Here is a 16,164-nt window from a genome sequence, read left to right on the forward strand (position 1 = left end):
GGGGGGCGCCGGCTTCGCAGGCAGAATCCACGCAAAACAAAAATTGCACCCAGCCAGAACACCGCGTGGAGACCTTTCGATGAGCGCTCAAGAGTTGCCGGCGGGCGTCGGCCCGGATGCCGCCGCCAATCTGCTGAGGCCGGTGGCTGCTGCGCTCGACGGGCTGGGCGTCGCGCTCTGCCTGTTCGACGAGGACGACGCCGTCCTGCTCTGGAACCGCAGCTTCCTGCGCTTCTTTCCCCAGCACGCGGGCCATGTCCAGGTCGGCGAGCCCTATGCCGCCAACCTGCGCCGCTTCTACGAAGGGCGGCTCGACAAGCGCGAGATGCCGGCCATCGAGCGCTACATCGCCGAGGGCCTGGCACGCCACCATGCGCAGCAGCGGCCCTTCGTCTTCGAGCACGAGGGCCGCTCCCTGTGCGTCGCATCGCTGCCCCTGCCGGGCGTGGGGCGGATACGGCTCTGGAAGGAGCAGGAGACGGCCGAACGCGATGGCGACGTGATCTCGGCCTTCGGCGGCCTGTCGGGCGCCCCCGAGATCGACGGCACGGTGCTGTTCGACCACGTGGCCGACGGCGTCATGGTGACCGGCAGCGACGACCGCATCCTGTGGGTCAACGAACCCTTCGTCGCGATGTACGGGCTGCCGCACCGGCGCGCGGCGCACGGGCTGCGCTTCGCCGAAGCCTACCGCCAGGCCTGGGCCGAGAACCGCGGCGACGAGCGGGCGCTGTTCGAGGAAGGGATGGCGATCCTCGAGGAGAACATGCGCTTTGCCGGCGCCCCCTTCGAGCTGCCGCTGCCCGGCGCACGCTGGAGCCGGGTGATCGCGCAGCGCAGCCCCGACGGCAAGGGCTTCTATGCGCACGTGGACATCACGACGCTCAAGCGCCAGCAGCAGCAGTTGCGGGTGGCCGAGCGGCGCGCGCGCGAAAGCGAGGCGCTGCTGCGCCAGAAATCGGCAGTGCTCGAGGCCACGCTCGAGCGCATGGAGCAAGGCATCATGATGGTCAGTGCCGAGCGGGTGGTCGAGGTGTGCAACCGGCGCGCCATGCAGCTGCTCGACCTGCCCGAGGCGCTGATGGCCTCGCGCCCCAGCTTCCAGCAGGTGCTGGACCACCAGATGGCCAAGGGCGAGTTCTCCAGCACGCCCGCGGACGTGATGGACTTCATCCGGTCCGGCGGCATCCTCGACACGGTCCAGCGCTACGAGCGGCAGCGCCCCGACGGCAGCGTGATCGAGATCTTCAGCGTGCCGATCGAGGGCGGCGGCGTGGTCCGGACCTACACCGACATCACCGAGCGGCGGCGCAGCGAGGAGCGCATCCGCCACCTGGCGCGCCACGACGGCCTCACCGCGCTGGTCAACCGCGAGGTGTTCCTCGAGCACCTGCGCACCGCGAGCACCGCGGCCGCGCAGGGCGGCGAGCCCTTCGCCGTGCACTACATCGACATCGACCAGTTCAAGCCGATCAACGACCGCTTCGGCCATGCCGTGGGCGACCAGGTGCTGATCGCGGTGGCCGAGCGGATGCGGCGGGTGAGCGGGGCGGGCGAGGTGCTGGCCCGGCTCGGCGGCGACGAGTTCGCGGTGCTGCAGCACCGCGTGCGCGAGGAAGCGCCGGCGCGGCGCCTGGCCGAGCGTATCCTGTCGGCGCTGGCCGAGCCGTTGCGGATCGAGGGCCATGCGCTGTCGGTGGCGGCCTCGATCGGCATCGCGCTCTACCCGCAGGCCGGGCGCGACCCCGACCTGCTGCTGCGCCATGCCGACAGCGCCATGTATGCCGCCAAGGCGCAGGGGGTGGCGGGCATCCGGGTCTTCGGCGAGTGCCTCACCGGCACCGAGCCGGACCCCTCCGCCTGGATCAGCCCTTGAGCACCGCCTTCAGCGTGACCTCGGGCACGCCGGTCAGCGCCTTCGACAGCGGGCAGCCGGCCTTGGCCGCGGCCGCGATGGCCTGGAACTTCGCCTCGTCGAGGCCGGGCACGGCCGCGTCGAGTTCCAGCGCGATGCGGTCGATCTTGAAGCCCGCGCCGTCCTTCGCCAGCCGCACCGCCGCGCGGGTGTCGATGGTCGTCGCGGCCAGGCCCTCGGCCTCGAGCGCGAAGGCGAAGGCCATGGTGAAGCAGGCCGCATGCGCCGCGCCCACGATCTCCTCGGGGTTGGTGCCCTTGCGGTCGTCGCCGAAGCGGCTCGCGAAGCCGTAGGGGTAGTCCTTGAGGGCGCCGGTCTCGGTGCTGACCTGGCCCTGGCCGGTCTTGCCGGCGCCTTCCCAGTGAACGCTTGCCTTCTTGTCTGCTGCCATGGGAGCTCCTCGGGGTGGTGGATGGAGACCCCTTTTAGAGCCCCCGCGCCCGGCCGTCTGTCGGCGCGCAGCCCATCGTCGGTTTTTTCGGCGTCGCGCAGGTGACGCGCTTCGGGGCTTCCCCGATGCATGGGCCCGACTTCGCGTCGTAGGCTGTCGGGCTCAAAAGGGAGACTTCATGGACCGTCCACATCACAAGTTCTGGCCACAGCGCCTGCCCCATGCCATCACCGTGCCCGCCACCTCGCTGTGGCACAACCTCGCCGTTTCGGCCGCGCGGTACCCGGACAAGGCGGCGCTGGTCTTCTTCGGCCGCGAACTGAGCTACCGCCAACTGGTGGACCAGGCCGAGCGCCTGGCCGGCACGCTGCACGCTCTGGGCGTGCGCCGCGGCGACCGCGTGGTGCTCGACATGCAGAACTGCCCGCAACTCGTGATCGCGCATTTCGCGATCCTGCGCGCCAATGCGGTGGTGGTGCCGGTCAACCCGATGAACCGGGCCGAGGAGCTCAAGCACTACATCGTCGACCCCGACGCCAAGGTGGCGATCACCACCGGCGACCTGGCGCCCGAACTGGCCAAGGCCAGCGACGCGCTCGAGCCCGCGCAACGCCTGGCGCACCTGATCGTCACCCAGTTCACCGACGCCTTCGATGCCGAGGTGAGCGGCGAAGAGGCGCCCGCGCAGGCCTGGCGCGACTGGCTGCTGGCGCGCCACCCGCTGCCGGCGCTGGCCGGCGGCAGCGCCATGCATTGGCAGGACGCGCTGGACGCGGGCCATCCGGTGCCGGAGCACGTGGTCGGCGCCAACGACATGGCACTGCTGCCCTACACCAGCGGCACCACCGGCCTGCCCAAGGGCTGCGTGCACCACCATTCGAGCCTGATGCACAACGCGGTCGCCAGCCAGCTCTGGGGCTCGGTGTCGGCGGAGGCGGTGGTGCTGGCGGTGGTCCCGATGTTCCACATCACCGGCGTGGTGAGCATGATGCACACCACGATCTTCTCGGGCGGCACGCTGGTCATCATGCCGCGCTGGGACCGCGAGGTCGCGGGCCGGCTGATCTCGCTGCGCAAGATCACCAGCTGGACCAACATCCCGACCATGGTGATCGACCTCATGGCCAGCCCCAACTTCGCGAGTTTCGACCTGCGCAGCATGGTCTACATCGGCGGCGGCGGCGCGGCCATGCCGCAGGCCGTGGCCCAGCGGCTGTTCGAGCAGTACGGCCTCCACTACCATGAAGGCTACGGCCTGACCGAGACCGCGGCGCCCTCGCACGCGCAGCCGGCCGACCACCCCAAGCAGCAGTGCCTGGGCATTCCCTTCATGAGCAGCGACTCGCGCGTGGTCGACCCCGACACCTTCAAGGAGCTGCCGGTCGGCGAGTCCGGCGAGATCATCACCTGCGGCCCCGAAGTGTTCCAGGGCTACTGGAAGCGGCCCGACGCCACGGCGGCCGCCTTCATCGAGTTCGAGGGCAAGCGCTACTTCCGCACCGGCGACATGGGCCGGGTCGACGAAGACGGCTACTTCTTCATCACCGACCGGCTCAAGCGCATGATCAACGCCAGCGGCTTCAAGGTCTGGCCGGCCGAGGTCGAGTTGCTGATGTTCAAGCATCCGGCGATCCAGGAAGCCTGCGTGATCGCGATGAAGGACGCCTACCGCGGCGAGTCGGTCAAGGCCGTGGTGGTGCTGCGCGCCACCCACAAGGACACGACCGAGCAGCAGATCATCGACTGGTGCCGCGAGAACATGGCGGTCTACAAGATCCCGCGCCGGGTGGAATTCGTCGACGCGCTGCCCAAGAGCGGCGCGGGCAAGGTCATGTGGCGGCTGCTGCAGGAGAAGGAGCCGGCCGCGGCGACCTGATCGCCCTAGGCTTGCTGCGCCTGCTTCCACTCGCGCGGCGACAGCCCGCACTGCGCCTTGAAGGCGCGTGACAGCGCGGCCTCGCTGCCGTAGCCGACCTCGCCGGCGATCAGCTTGAGCGATCGCCCCTGGCGCAGCGCCTGCTGCGCCAGCCCCACGCGCCAGCGCTGCAGGTAGGCGCCGGGGGTGCAGCCCACCGTGTCCCGGAACTGGGTGGCGAACACGCTGCGCGACATGCCGGCGCGCTCGGCCAGCGTGTCGAGCGTCCAGTCGCGCTCGGCGCCCTCGTGCATCGCCACGATCGCGTTGCGCAGCCGCGCGTGCGACAGCCCGGACAGCATGCCGGCGCGGGTCTGGCCTTTTTCCATCAGGTGGCGCAGCACCTGGATCAGCACCACCTCGAACAGGCGGTCGAGCAGCGCCTGCCGGCCGCAGTGCTGCGCGAAGGCTTCCTCGAACAGCAGCGTCAGCACCTGCTGCGCGCCGCCGATCTCGGCCAGCGGCACGCAGACGAAGGGCGGCAGCGCGGCGCAGATCGGGTTGTGGGCACCGCCCTCGAAATCCAGTTGCGCGCAGACGAAATCGGCCCCGTGCTTGGGGTCGGTGAGGAAGCGGTGCGCCATCGGCTGCGGGTAGAGCAGCAGGCTGGGCTGCGTGATCCGCAGCACCTCCGCGCCACCATGGCTCACGCCCACCTCGCCGCTGCGCACCAGGTGCAGGTGGCCGCAGCCGCCCCGGTCCGAGAGTTCGTTGATGCCGCACAGCGCGCCGCGCTGGAAGACCTTCGCCCTCACGCTGAAGTGCGCGAGCAGCGCCTCGAGTCGATCGACCATGAATACTCCAAGTCAAATTATCAGGACTTTTTATCACCAATCGTTTTTCCAGGCGCCTAAAGTTGCCTTTGTCGCTTCAACACATCCCCGTCAAAGGAAAAAGCCATGAAAACCATCCCCCGTCTTGCCGCTCTCGCCGCCGTGGCCCTCGCATGCGGCGCCGCGCTGGCGGCCGAGCCGACGCCGGCACGCCCCGTGGCGGGCGTCGTGCAGAGCGCGAACTACATCACCACGAAGGACGGCGTCCAGCTCTACTACAAGGACTGGGGTCCGCGCAACGGCCCGGTCGTGACCTTCAGCCACGGCTGGCCGCTGGACTCGGACAGCTGGGAAGCGCAGATGCTGTTCCTGGCCTCCAAGGGCTACCGCGTGGTGGCGCACGACCGCCGCGGCCATGGCCGCTCGAGCCAGCCCTGGGACGGCAACGACATGGACCACTACGCGGACGACCTGGCCGCCGTGATCGACGGGCTCCAGCTCAAGGACGTCACGCTGGTGGGCTTTTCCACCGGCGGCGGCGAGGTGGCGCGCTACATCGGCCGCCACGGCACGGCCAAGGTGAAGAAGGCGGTGCTCGTGAGCTCGGTGCCGCCGCTGATGCTGAAGACCGCGGCCAACCCGGGCGGCCTGCCGATCGAGGTCTTCGACGGCCTGCGCAAGGCCTCGCTGTCAGACCGCTCGCAGCTGTACCTGGACATCGCCTCGGGCCCCTTCTTCGGCTTCAACCGGCCGGGCGCCAAGCCTTCGCAGGGCGCGATCCAGTCCTTCCGGGCGCAGGGCATGGAGGGCGGCCACAAGAACACCTACGACTCGATCGCGGCCTTCTCGGCCACCGACTTCACCGAAGACCTGAAGCGCTTCGACGTGCCCACCCTGGTGATCCACGGCGACGACGACCAGATCGTGCCCATCGACGCCGCCGGCCGCGCCTCGGCCCGGCTGATCAAGAACGCCAAGCTGATCGTCTACGAAGGCGCGCCGCACGGCCTGACCGACACCCACAAGGACCGGCTCAACAACGACCTGCTGAATTTCCTTCAGCAGTGATCTCCGCCGCACCCGTTTCAACCCAAGGAAATCCATCATGAAGACCACCCAAGTTCTCGGCGCCATCGTTCTCTCCCTGCTGGGCGTCGCCACCGGCGTGCAGGCCGAAAGCTAACAGGGCGTGCAGCGCATCGATGCGGTCCGTTCGCGTGCCGACGTCGCCGTCGATGCGCGTGCCGCGGCCCGCGCGCCGGTGTTCGGCGAAGCCTCGGTGGCGCAGACCCCGGCCGTGGCGGTGAACCAGGCCGACCGCGGCGCGGTGCGCGCCGGTGCGCTGGCCGCGAGCCGCGCCGGCAACCTCTATGGCGACGCGGCCTCGGCCGGCGTGCTGAGCCTGGGGCAGGGCGCCATCACACGCGATGCGGTGCGTGCGCAGGCGCGGCAGGCCGCGCGCGACGGCAACGCCACGCTCTGAAGCGCAAGGGGCGCTAAGACTCGCCCTTGCCCGCCACGTCCACGTCGGCCACCACGCGCGCATAGCGCTGGAAGCTCCAGTAGGCGCTGGCCCAGTCCATCAGCACGACCAGGCGGTTGCGGAAACCGATCAGGAAGTAGACGTGGGCGAACAGCCAGAACAGCCAGGCGAGCTTGCCGCTGAAGCGCAGCGGGCCGAAGGGCGTGCCGAGGTCGACCACGGCCGAGTTGCGGCCGATGGTCGCGAGGTTGCCGTAGTCGCGGTAGCGGAAGGCCTCGGTCGGCTCGCCGGCCAGCCGGTGCAGCACGTTGGCCGCGGCGGTGCGGCCCATCTGCTTGGCGCCGGGCGAGACGCCGGGCACGGGCTTCGGGTCCTTGCCGGGCGCATGGCTCAGGGCGGCCGCCAGGTCGCCCACCACGCTGATCTCGGGATGGCCGGCCAGGCTCAGGTCGGGCTCGACGCGGATGCGGCCCGCGCGATCGACCTCGGCGCCGACCGCGGTCGCCAGCAACCGGCCCAGTGGCGAAGCCGCCACGCCCGCGGCCCAGACCACGCAGTGGGTGTCGATGCGTTCTGTGCTGCCTTCGGCCCCCACCGCGATGTCCAGTCCGGTGGCGTCGATCGAGGTGACCCGTGCGTTCAACCGCACCTTCACGCCCAGCCGCTCGAGCTGTTCCCTGGCTTTCTGGCTCAGGCCCTCGGGCATGGCCTGCAGCACCCGCGGGCCGCCCTCGATCAGCAGCACCTCGGCGCTGGCCGGATCGATGCGGCGGAACTCGCCGGCCAGCGTGTGGCGCGCGATCTCGGCCAGCGTGCCGGCCATCTCGACGCCGGTCGGGCCGGCGCCGATCACGGCGAAGGTCAGCAGCGCGCGCTGGCGCACCGGGTCGCTTTCCTTCTCGGCCGCCTCGAAGGACATCAGCACATGGCGCCGGATCTCGAAGGCGTCGGCCAGGGTCTTGAGGCCCGGCGCGAAGCGGGCCCAGTGGTCGTTGCCGAAGTAGCTGTGGGTGGCGCCGGCCGCGACGATCAGGTGGTCGTAGCCGATGCGCTGGCCGTCGCGCAGCTGCACGGCGCGCTCGGCCGGCAGGATGTCGGTCACCTCGCCCAGCAGCGTGGTGATGGAGGCCTGGCCGCGGAACAGCAGCCGGGTGGGCGCCGCGATCGAGGGCGCGGCCAGGCCGGCGGTGGCCACCTGGTAGAGCAGCGGCTGGAACAGGTGGTGGTTGGTTTTCTCGATGACGGTCACGTCGACCGCCTCGCGCTGCAACCGGCGGGCGGCCTCTAGACCGCCGAAACCGCAGCCGACGATGAGGACATGGGGGCGGCGGGCAGGGGCGGTGGAATTCATGCAGGCATTATGGGCAACGGAAAGCTGCTGTTACGTCGGGTCGCACGCGCGCGGGCTTGTCCTACGGACGCATGTCACCGTCATCGACTACAACGCCCGATGCGATCCCTGGAGTCCTCCCCATGAAGCTTTCCCGGCCGAGCACGCAGGCCCCCGACGCCTTGCGTGACACCTTTCGCGCGGTGCGCGCTGCCAGCCTCGAACTCGCGGCACCGTTGTCGGCGGAGGACCAGTGCATCCAATCGATGCCCGACGCCAGTCCGACCAAGTGGCACCTGGCCCACACCACCTGGTTCTTCGAGACCGTGCTGCTGCAGCCCCATGCGAGCGGCTACCGGCCCTTCGACCCGCGCTTCCAGTACCTGTTCAATTCCTACTACGAGGCCCTGGGCCCGCGCCATCCGCGCCCGCAGCGCGGCCTGCTCACGCGGCCCTCGGTCGACGAGGTGCATGCCTACCGGGCCCATGTCGATGCCGGCGTCGAGCGGCTGCTCGACACGGTCGACGCGGCGGCCTGGGACGAGGTGGCGGCGGTGCTCACATTGGGGCTGCACCACGAGCAGCAGCACCAGGAACTGCTGCTCACCGACATCCTGCATGCGCTGTCCTGCAACCCGTTGTTGCCGGCCTACCGCGCCGCGGGCGGCCCGGCCCTGCGCCTGGCCACGGTGGCGCCCGAGATGCACTGGCGCGCCCAGTCCGGCGGCCACCTCGAGATCGGGCACGAGGGCCAGGGCTTCGCCTTCGACAACGAGACGCCGCGTCACCGCGTGCTGCTGCGTCCCTATGCCATCGCCGACCGGCTGGTGAACTGCGGCGACTATGCGCAGTTCATCGCCGACGGCGGCTACCAGCGGCCCGAGCTGTGGCTGTCCGACGGCTGGGCCGCGGTGCAGTCGCAGGGCTGGCGCGCGCCGGCCTATTGGCTTGCGCCCGACGATCCGCGGCTGGGCCTGGCCGGCGGCGCGCCCGCGGCCGTGGGCTGGCAGCTCTTCGGCCTGCACGGCGTGCGGCCGCTGGCGCACGAGGCGCCGGTGGCGCAGCTGAGTTTCTATGAAGCCGCCGCGTACGCCGAATGGGCCGGCGCGCGCCTGCCGACCGAGTTCGAGTGGGAGGCCGCCTGCGCCGACGCCGGCATGGGCGAGATGACCGGCCATGTCTGGCAGTGGACCCGTTCCTCCTACGACCCGTATCCCGGCTTCCGGCCGCTGCCCGGCGTGGCGGCCGAATACAACGGCAAGTTCATGGTCGGCCAGCTGGTGCTGCGCGGCGGCAGCGTCGCGACGCCGGCCGGCCACACGCGGCCCAGCTACCGCAATTTCTTCCCGCCGGCCGCGCGCTGGCAGTTCTCGGGCCTGCGGCTCGCAAAGGATCTCTGATGCGCAATCCCGCCTCCCTGCCCGCGGACGTCTCGCGCGGCGCCACGCCTTCCACCCCGGTGCCCTTGTCCGAGTTCGGCCGCGAGATGCAGGCCGGCCTGTCACGCCGCGCGCGCAGCGTGTCACCCAAGTTCTTCTACGACGTCGAGGGCTCGGCGCTGTTCGACCGCATCTGCGAGCTGCCCGAGTACTACCCGACGCGCACCGAGCTGGGCATCCTGACCGACTGCGCCGCGGAGATCGCGCAGCAGATCGGCCCGAACGCCGAGATCATCGAGTTCGGCGCCGGTTCGCTGACCAAGGTGCGCCTGCTGCTCGATGCACTGGAAACGCCGCGGCGCTACTTGCCCATCGACATCTCGGGCGAGCACCTCAAGGCCGCGGCCGAACGCCTGCGCGCCGACTATCCGCAGCTCGTGGTGCAGCCGGTGGCGGCCGACTACACGATGCCGCTGGTGCTGCCCGCACCGGGCGAAGGGGCCGGGCGGCGCGTGGGCTTCTTCCCGGGCTCGACCCTGGGCAACTTCACGCCGGACGAGGCCTTGAGCTTCCTGCAATTGGCGGCCCGCCTGCTGCGTGGCGGCGGCTTGCTGCTGGGCGTGGACCTGGTCAAGGACCCGGCGCTGCTGCACGCGGCGTACAACGATGCGCAAGGCGTGACGGCCGCCTTCAACCTGAACCTGCTGCGGCGCGCCAATGCCGAGCTGGGGGCCGACTTCGACCTCGAGGCCTTCGGTCATGCGGCCTTCTACAACGCGCCCTTGCAGCGGATCGAGATGCATCTCGTCAGCCGCTGTGCGCAGAGCGTGGTGTTGAACGGTGAGACCTTCGAGTTTGCGGAAGGGGAGACCTTGCATACCGAGCATTCGCACAAGTTCACGGTGGAGGGGTTGCGTGCTCTGGCTGTGCGGGCGGGGTTTCGGCCGGTGGCGGTTTGGACGGATCCGGAGAGGTTGTTCAGCGTGCATTGGTTGGCTGCTTAGTTGTCTCTGCTGGGGACGGGGGCCGGGACTCGCCCCGGCGGGCGACTCACTTTCTTTTGCTTCGCCAAAAGAAAGTAAGCAAAGAAAAGGCGACCCTGCTGTCTGCGACCCTCCGCTTCGCTGCGGGCAACCTGCGGTGCTCGCGGTTCGCGGGGTCTCGCTCGAACTCGCTTCGCTCAGACAATCGCGAGCCCTGATCCGCGAACCGCTGCGCTCCTCGGCGCAGCCAGAAGGGATTGGGGAGACGAACGGGCCATCGCTTCGCTCGGCCCGACGAAATACAAGAACAACAAACCCCAGCGCTGCAGGCGCCACGCGCCTGCAGCGTGTTGGAGGCCGAGCGAAGCAAAGGCCCGAGCGGTCTTCAAGCCCCTCTGGATGTGCTGAGGAGCGGAGCGTTTCGCGGATCAGGGCTCGCTCATGTTTGAGCGAAGCGAGTTCGAGCGAGACCCCGCGAAACGTGAGCACCGCAAGGTGCCCTGGAGCGAAGCGGAAGGGTCGCAGACGGTGGGGTCGCCTTTCTTTTGCTTACTTTTCTTTGGCGAAGCAAAGAAAAGTGAGTCGCCCGCCGGGGCGAGACCCGGCCCCAGACCCCCGCAAAGGGTTGATCCGTCGAACAAGCAAACCCCCGTCGCCACAGCGTCACAATACCAACCGCCCCATACGGCAGCGCAACGCCCCGCGCCCGCAACCCCTCCCATAGAGACCAAGACCATGAAAGCAACCTGGAACGGCGTCACCATCGCCGAGAGCGACGACACCGTGCTCGTCGAAGGCAACCACTATTTCCCGATGAGCGCGCTCAATCGCGACTACGTGACCTTCAGCAACCACAAGACCACCTGCCCCTGGAAGGGCTCGGCGAGCTACTTCTCGCTGCTGGTCAATGGCGAGCTGCATGCCGACGCCGCCTGGTACTACGCCGACCCCAAGCCCGAAGCCGAAGAGATCAAGGACCGTGTCGCCTTCTGGAAGGGCGTGAAGGTCGAAGCGTGAGCGCGACCAGCTTCCAACCCCTCGCCACCCCACCCGCCGAACTCGCCACCGCCCTGCGCACGCAGGGCTACGGGGTGCTGAGCCCCGAAGGCGTGGCCGAATGGCTGGGCCTGCCGTTGTCGGCGCTCGATGCACTGCAGGCCGACTGGAATGCGCTGCCGCCCGACGAGTACCTCAAGGACGGCGGCCGCTACCGGCAGCGGCGCCACGCCTGTTTCGAGGTGGAGGGCCCGTCGCTGGCCTCGGTGCCGCACCGCGCCCACTGGCAGCCGGTCGAGTACAACGCGCTGCATGGCGGCATGCAGCGCTGGTTCGCGCCCATGGTGGCCGAGACCGTCGAGAGCCCGACCTGGCAGCGGCTGATGATGCGCATCGCCGATGCCGCGAGCGACCTGCGCGGCGCGCAGCGCTGGTTCGTCGAGGCGCACCAGTTCCGCATCGACACCGCCGACGGCATCGGCCGGCCCACGCCCGAGGGCGCGCACCGCGACGGGGTCGACCTGGTGGCCGTGATGCTGGTCGGGCGCGAGGGCATCAAGGGCGGCGAGACCCGCGTGTTCGAGGCCGATGGCCGGCGCGGCGAGCGCTTCACCATGACCGAGCCCTGGACCCTGCTGCTGCTCGACGACGCGCGCGTGATCCACGAATCGACGCCGATCCAGCCGCTGGCCGAAGGCGAGGGCGGCCACCGCGACACGCTGGTCGTGACCTGCCGCGCGGGCGCCTTCCAGGGCGATTGAGCGCGACGCGGGCAGAACGCGCGGGGGGCGCGGCCTGTCGCCGCGCCCGTCCTACAAGCCCGAGTGCCGCACTCGGGTTAAATTGCAACCCCGGCTCCGCGCGAGCCAAGAACGCAGCGAGGGCATGCCATGTTTAACCACATCCTGGTTCCGATCGACGGTTCCGAAACATCGATGTACGCGGTCAGCAAGGCCAGCGGACTGGCGCTCGCCTTCGGCAGTCGCATCACCTTGATCCATGTGATCGACAACTACCCCTTCATCGGCGTCGGCGCCGACTACGCGCTGGGCCAGAACGAGTACCTGGCCGCGGCCACCTCCAGCGCCAATGCGGCGCTGGCCCGCGGCGTGGCGGCGCTGGCGGCCGAAGGCCTGCACAGCGACCAGCGCGTGATCGACGGCCATGTGGTGCACGAAGGCATCGTCGACACCGCCAATGCCCTGGGCGTCGACCTGATCGTGATGGGCTCGCACGGCCGCACCGGCATCGAGAAGCTGCTGCTGGGCAGCGTGACGCAGCGCGTGCTGCAGGATTCGCGCGTGCCGGTGCTGGTGGTCAAAGGCACCTGAGCCAGGGGGGCCGTCAGAACGGCGCCGGGCTTTCGAAGCGCAGCGCCTGCCCATCGACCGGATGGCGGAACTGCAGCACGCTGGCATGCAGCATCAGCCTTGAGGCGCGAGCCTGCACCGCCGCGTCGGCATACAGCGCATCGCCCAGGATCGGATGGCCGATCGACGCCAGGTGCACGCGCAGCTGGTGCGTGCGACCGGTGCGGGGCTCGAGCAGCAGCCGGCTCGCGCCCAGCGCAGGCAGCGCTTCCAGCACCCTCCAGCGCGTGACGCTGGGCTTGCCTGCGGGGTCGATCTTCTGCAGCGGGCGCCGCGGCCAGTCGGCCATCAAGGGCGCGTCGATCACCGACCAGTGCGGGTCCTCGGCCAGCACGCCGTCGACGACGGCCTCGTAGCGCTTCCAGACCGCCTGTTCGGCAAAGGCATCGCCCAGCGCGCGCTGCACCGCCGGGCTGCGCGCCATCAGCACCAGGCCGCTGGTCGCCATGTCGAGCCGGTGCGCCACCAGCGCCTCGGGCCAGCGCGCCTGGGCGCGCGCGCTCAGGCAGTCCTGCTTGTCCTCGCCCCGGCCGGGCACGCACAGCAGGCCCGAGGGCTTGTCGAGCACCAGCAGGTGCGGGTCCTCGTGAACGAGCGTGGGCTCGGGCGGCAGGTTGAGCGGCAGCGAAGGTTTCATGGGCTGGGCTATTCTCGAACGAATGTCCGCCGCCGCTCCCGCCTCCGATCCCCCGTTCGCCCCGACCTTTTCCGACCTCACGCGCGAGCGCCCCTTCATGCGGCTGTGGGTGGCACGGCTGTTCGGCACGGCCGCGAGCCAGATGCTGCTGGTGGCCATCGGCTGGCACATGTACGACCTGACCGGCAGCGCCTGGGACCTGGGCCTGGTCGGGCTTTACCAGTTCGTGCCCGCGCTGGTGCTCGCGCTCTATGCGGGCCATGTGGTCGACCGCCACCACCGGGGCCGCATCGTGGCGGCCTGCCTGGCGCTGCAGGGGGCGGTCGGCGCCACGCTGCTGGGCGCGCATCTGCTGCAGCACGATTCGCGTGCGCTGCTGCTGGGGCTGTCGGTGGTGCTGGGCGCGGTGCGCGCCTTCCAGATGCCGGCCCAGCAGGCGCTCACGCCGATGCTGGTGCCGCCGCTGATGCTGCCGCGCGCCATGGCCTTCAGCTCGGCCGGCATGCAGGGCGCGGTCATCGGCGGCCCGGCGTTGGGCGGCCTGCTGTTCGCGGCCGGCACCGGCGTGGTCTACGGCGTCAGCGTGCTGCTGTTCGCGATCGGCTGCGTGCTGGTGGCGCGGCTGGGCTATGTGCAGCCGGTGCGGGTGCGCGAGCCGGTCACGCTGGCCACGGTGTTTGCGGGCGTCGATTTCATCTGGCGTCGCAAGCCGGTGCTGGGCGCGATCTCGCTCGACCTGTTCGCGGTGCTGCTGGGCGGGGCGGTGGCGCTGCTGCCGATCTATGCGAAGGACATCCTGCACACCGGGCCCTGGGGCATGGGCCTGCTGCGCAGCGCGCCGGCGGTCGGCGCGTTGCTCACCTCGATCGTGCTCACGCGCCGGCCGATCGAGCGCCACATCGGCCGCACGCTGCTGTTCGCGGTCGGCGCCTTCGGGCTCTGCATGGTGGTGTTCGGCCTTTCGCGCAGCTTCACCGTCTCGCTGATCGCGCTGGCGATCTCGGGCGGCGCCGACATGGTCAACGTGGTGATCCGCCAGACCCTGGTGCAGCTCGAGACTCCCGACGACATGCGCGGCCGGGTCGGCGCCGTGAGCTCGATCTTCATCGGCGCGAGCAACCAGCTGGGCGAATTCGAATCGGGCGCCACGGCCGCGCTGCTCGGGCCGGTGGGCTCGGTGGTGCTGGGCGGGGCCGGCACGATGGTGGTGGCGCTGGCCTGGTTCCGGCTGTTCCCCTCGCTGGCGAAGCGGGATCGGATGGTGTCCGCGCCGCCGCGCTGACCTGGACCGGTGGCACGAGGAGGTGAGTTTGATCTGATTGACCTGAAGGCGTAAAATCTCATCAATCAGATCAAAGGAGCCCACAACATGGCCAAAGCCGCATCCGCCACGCTGCAGGGCGATCTGCTCTCCGTGGAACCCTACCGCGACGCCTCGGGCCGGCGCACGCCGGGCCGGACCTTCCTGCTCGAGGTCAAGGACGCCGCCAGCTCCAGCATGTTGCTGGCCTCGCTGTCGATGCTCGACCGGCTGCTGGTCGAGAAGATGACGACGGTGCGCGAGCGGCAGATGGCGGAGGTGGTCGACTTCATGGCCGAGCGCATGCTGGTGCCCAGCGCGGTCGAGCTGGACATGGCCCGGCGGCTCGCCACCCGCCACGCGCGCGTGCTCAACGAGTTCGGCCACTTCACGGCCGAGCAGCTGGCGGATGCCAACGGCTCCCAGGCCGGCAACCGCTCCGCGCTGGCCGACAACTGGCGCAAGCGCCGGCAGGTGTTCACGGTGCCGCATCCGGACAAGACGGCGCGCGAGCGCGATGTCTATCCGGCCTTCCAGTTCGAGGCCCACAAGCCCATCAAGGCGGTGCACGAGGTGCTCGAAGCCTTCGGCGCGCACAAGGGCGGCTGGAAGCTGGCGCTGTGGTTCACCTCGAACAACGGCGGCCTGCCCGGCAGCGCGCGGCCGGTCGACCTGCTGGGCACCAACCCGCAGGCCGTGGTCGCCGCCGCGCGGCGCGACGCCGAGGGGAGCGCGGCTTGAGCTGCCGCGTCCCGACCGCGCCGCTGGACCCCCTGTTCGAAGACTGGCCCGCGGGTGACACGATCCACGTCATCCATGACACCGCCTTCGCGCCCGAGAGCTTCAACCCGGGCGCCGATGCGGCCGGCGTGCCGCGCAAGCCGACGCGCTTCGCGCCGATCCGCGACGCCAAGGGCAAGCTCGTCCCGTACCTGTATGGTGGCGCGACCCTGGACTGCGCCATCTTCGAGACGGTGTTCCACGACGTGCCCTTCGATGCGCCCGACAAGTACGTGGACCTCGACGCCTTCGCCCAGCGCGGCCACGGCCAGCTGCAGCCCCAGCGTGCGCTGCGGCTGGTCGACCTCACCAGCGAGGGGCTGCACCGCATCAAGGTGCCGAAGGAAGAGCTGATCGCCAGCCCCTCGCGCGACTACCCGGCGACGGCGGCCTGGGCCCAGGCGCTGCACCATCGGTTCGCCGATGTCGATGGGCTGGTGTGGATGTCGCGCCAGCGCGACCGCGACCGCTCGGTCGTGCTCTTCGGCGACCGCGTCAAGGGCGTGCTGGCGGGCACGCGCATCGGCGGGCCGCTCGCGCGCAACGACGGCCTGCGCCAGGCGATCCTGGCGGCGGCCCTGCGCGCGGGCATTGACGCGTCCTGAAGCGCGCAGGCGGTCAGGCGTCGCCGAACACCGAGAAGGCCTGCGGCACCTCGAGCGTCACGTCCGACAGCGGCTGCGCCACGCAGGGCAGGATCCAGCCTTCGGTCTTTTCCTCGGCGCTCAGGCCGGGCCAGTCGATGGTGTGGCGCACCTGGCCGTCGCGCAGCAGGCAGATGCAGGTGCGGCAGGTGCCGTTGCGGCAGGAACTGGGCAGTTCGATGCCGGCGGCATCGGCGGCGCGCAGCAGGGTTTGCTCGGGCGCGGCCTCGAATTCGAAGCCGCCCGGCGCGATGCGCACTTTCATGGA

17 protein-coding genes are annotated in these 16,164 nt (G+C 70.1%); 12 read left to right on the plus strand and 5 right to left on the minus strand.

Going from position 1 to position 16,164, the window contains the following annotated elements; translation table 11 throughout:
* Window positions 1-79 precede the first annotated feature (79 nt).
* Window positions 80-1,876 carry a GGDEF domain-containing protein gene (locus A9977_RS02415; protein WP_183023258.1) on the plus strand — a complete coding sequence of 599 codons (1,797 nt, stop codon included), beginning with the start codon at window positions 80-82 and terminating at the stop codon, window positions 1,874-1,876.
* Here the strand turns inward: A9977_RS02415 and A9977_RS02420 are convergent.
* The gene (locus A9977_RS02420) at window positions 1,866-2,306 is read right to left on the minus strand and encodes an OsmC family peroxiredoxin (protein WP_183023259.1); all 441 of its coding nucleotides are present in this window, start codon (window positions 2,304-2,306) and stop codon (window positions 1,866-1,868) included. The genes A9977_RS02415 and A9977_RS02420 overlap by 11 nt on opposite strands.
* 178 nt (window positions 2,307-2,484) lie before the next feature.
* Between A9977_RS02420 and A9977_RS02425 the strand changes: the two genes are divergently transcribed.
* Window positions 2,485-4,182, plus strand: a complete 1,698-nt coding sequence (locus A9977_RS02425; protein ID WP_183023260.1) for a long-chain fatty acid--CoA ligase — start codon at window positions 2,485-2,487, stop codon at window positions 4,180-4,182.
* Between the two features lie 5 nt (window positions 4,183-4,187).
* On the opposite strand, the gene A9977_RS02430 is transcribed toward A9977_RS02425, so the two are convergent.
* Complete coding sequence (locus A9977_RS02430) at window positions 4,188-5,015, minus strand: AraC family transcriptional regulator (RefSeq protein WP_183023261.1); 828 nt, start codon at window positions 5,013-5,015, stop codon at window positions 4,188-4,190.
* A gap of 105 nt (window positions 5,016-5,120) precedes the next feature.
* On the opposite strand from A9977_RS02430, the gene A9977_RS02435 reads away from it, so the two are divergent.
* Together A9977_RS02435 and A9977_RS02440 are read left to right on the plus strand one after the other, a co-directional pair.
* Window positions 5,121-6,062: an alpha/beta fold hydrolase gene (locus A9977_RS02435; RefSeq protein ID WP_183023262.1), complete on the plus strand. Its 942-nt coding sequence runs from the start codon at window positions 5,121-5,123 to the stop codon at window positions 6,060-6,062.
* A gap of 121 nt (window positions 6,063-6,183) precedes the next feature.
* Window positions 6,184-6,477, plus strand: a complete 294-nt coding sequence (locus A9977_RS02440; protein WP_183023263.1) for a hypothetical protein — start codon at window positions 6,184-6,186, stop codon at window positions 6,475-6,477.
* Window positions 6,478-6,490: 13 nt separating this feature from the next.
* Here A9977_RS02440 and A9977_RS02445 read toward each other — a convergent pair whose 3' ends face one another.
* Window positions 6,491-7,828: an NAD(P)/FAD-dependent oxidoreductase gene (locus A9977_RS02445; RefSeq protein WP_183023264.1), complete on the minus strand. Its 1,338-nt coding sequence runs from the start codon at window positions 7,826-7,828 to the stop codon at window positions 6,491-6,493.
* Window positions 7,829-7,950: 122 nt separating this feature from the next.
* Here A9977_RS02445 and egtB point away from each other — a divergent pair, with 122 nt between their 5' ends.
* From egtB to A9977_RS02470, 5 genes are all read left to right on the plus strand, one after another.
* The gene (egtB, locus tag A9977_RS02450; RefSeq protein ID WP_183023265.1) at window positions 7,951-9,207 is read left to right on the plus strand and encodes an ergothioneine biosynthesis protein EgtB; all 1,257 of its coding nucleotides are present in this window, start codon (window positions 7,951-7,953) and stop codon (window positions 9,205-9,207) included.
* Window positions 9,207-10,190, plus strand: a complete 984-nt coding sequence (gene egtD, locus A9977_RS02455; RefSeq protein ID WP_183023266.1) for an L-histidine N(alpha)-methyltransferase — start codon at window positions 9,207-9,209, stop codon at window positions 10,188-10,190. Before egtB ends, egtD begins: the two co-directional genes overlap by 1 nt.
* 714 nt (window positions 10,191-10,904) lie before the next feature.
* On the plus strand, window positions 10,905-11,186 hold the full coding sequence (locus tag A9977_RS02460) for a DUF427 domain-containing protein (RefSeq protein WP_183023267.1): 282 nt from the start codon (window positions 10,905-10,907) through the stop codon (window positions 11,184-11,186).
* Window positions 11,183-11,926, plus strand: a complete 744-nt coding sequence (locus A9977_RS02465; RefSeq protein WP_183023268.1) for a 2OG-Fe dioxygenase family protein — start codon at window positions 11,183-11,185, stop codon at window positions 11,924-11,926. The genes A9977_RS02460 and A9977_RS02465 overlap by 4 nt, the downstream gene beginning before the upstream one ends.
* Window positions 11,927-12,055: 129 nt before the next feature.
* The gene (locus A9977_RS02470; RefSeq protein WP_183023269.1) at window positions 12,056-12,496 is read left to right on the plus strand and encodes a universal stress protein; all 441 of its coding nucleotides are present in this window, start codon (window positions 12,056-12,058) and stop codon (window positions 12,494-12,496) included.
* 13 nt (window positions 12,497-12,509) lie between these two features.
* On the opposite strand, the gene A9977_RS02475 is transcribed toward A9977_RS02470, so the two are convergent.
* Window positions 12,510-13,172, minus strand: coding sequence for an RluA family pseudouridine synthase (locus A9977_RS02475; RefSeq protein ID WP_183023270.1), 663 nt, complete (start codon window positions 13,170-13,172; stop codon window positions 12,510-12,512).
* Between the two features lie 97 nt (window positions 13,173-13,269).
* On the opposite strand from A9977_RS02475, the gene A9977_RS02480 reads away from it, so the two are divergent.
* The 3 genes from A9977_RS02480 (at window position 13,270) to A9977_RS02490 (ending at window position 15,857) form a co-directional block, all read left to right on the plus strand.
* Entirely contained in the window at window positions 13,270-14,454 is a 1,185-nt protein-coding gene (locus A9977_RS02480; RefSeq protein ID WP_183023367.1) for an MFS transporter, read from the plus strand.
* Window positions 14,455-14,541: 87 nt separating this feature from the next.
* A complete protein-coding gene (locus tag A9977_RS02485; RefSeq protein ID WP_183023271.1) occupies window positions 14,542-15,213 on the plus strand; it encodes a hypothetical protein in 672 nt (223 codons plus the stop codon).
* Entirely contained in the window at window positions 15,210-15,857 is a 648-nt protein-coding gene (locus A9977_RS02490; RefSeq protein WP_183023272.1) for an RES family NAD+ phosphorylase, read from the plus strand. Before A9977_RS02485 ends, A9977_RS02490 begins: the two co-directional genes overlap by 4 nt.
* Before the next feature lie 13 nt (window positions 15,858-15,870).
* On the opposite strand, the gene A9977_RS02495 is transcribed toward A9977_RS02490, so the two are convergent.
* On the minus strand, window positions 15,871-16,161 hold the full coding sequence (locus A9977_RS02495) for a 2Fe-2S iron-sulfur cluster-binding protein (RefSeq protein ID WP_183023273.1): 291 nt from the start codon (window positions 16,159-16,161) through the stop codon (window positions 15,871-15,873).
* Window positions 16,162-16,164 lie beyond the last annotated feature (3 nt).

It is taken from the genome of Variovorax sp. UMC13, assembly GCF_014170375.1.
GTDB lineage: Bacteria > Pseudomonadota > Gammaproteobacteria > Burkholderiales > Burkholderiaceae_C > Variovorax.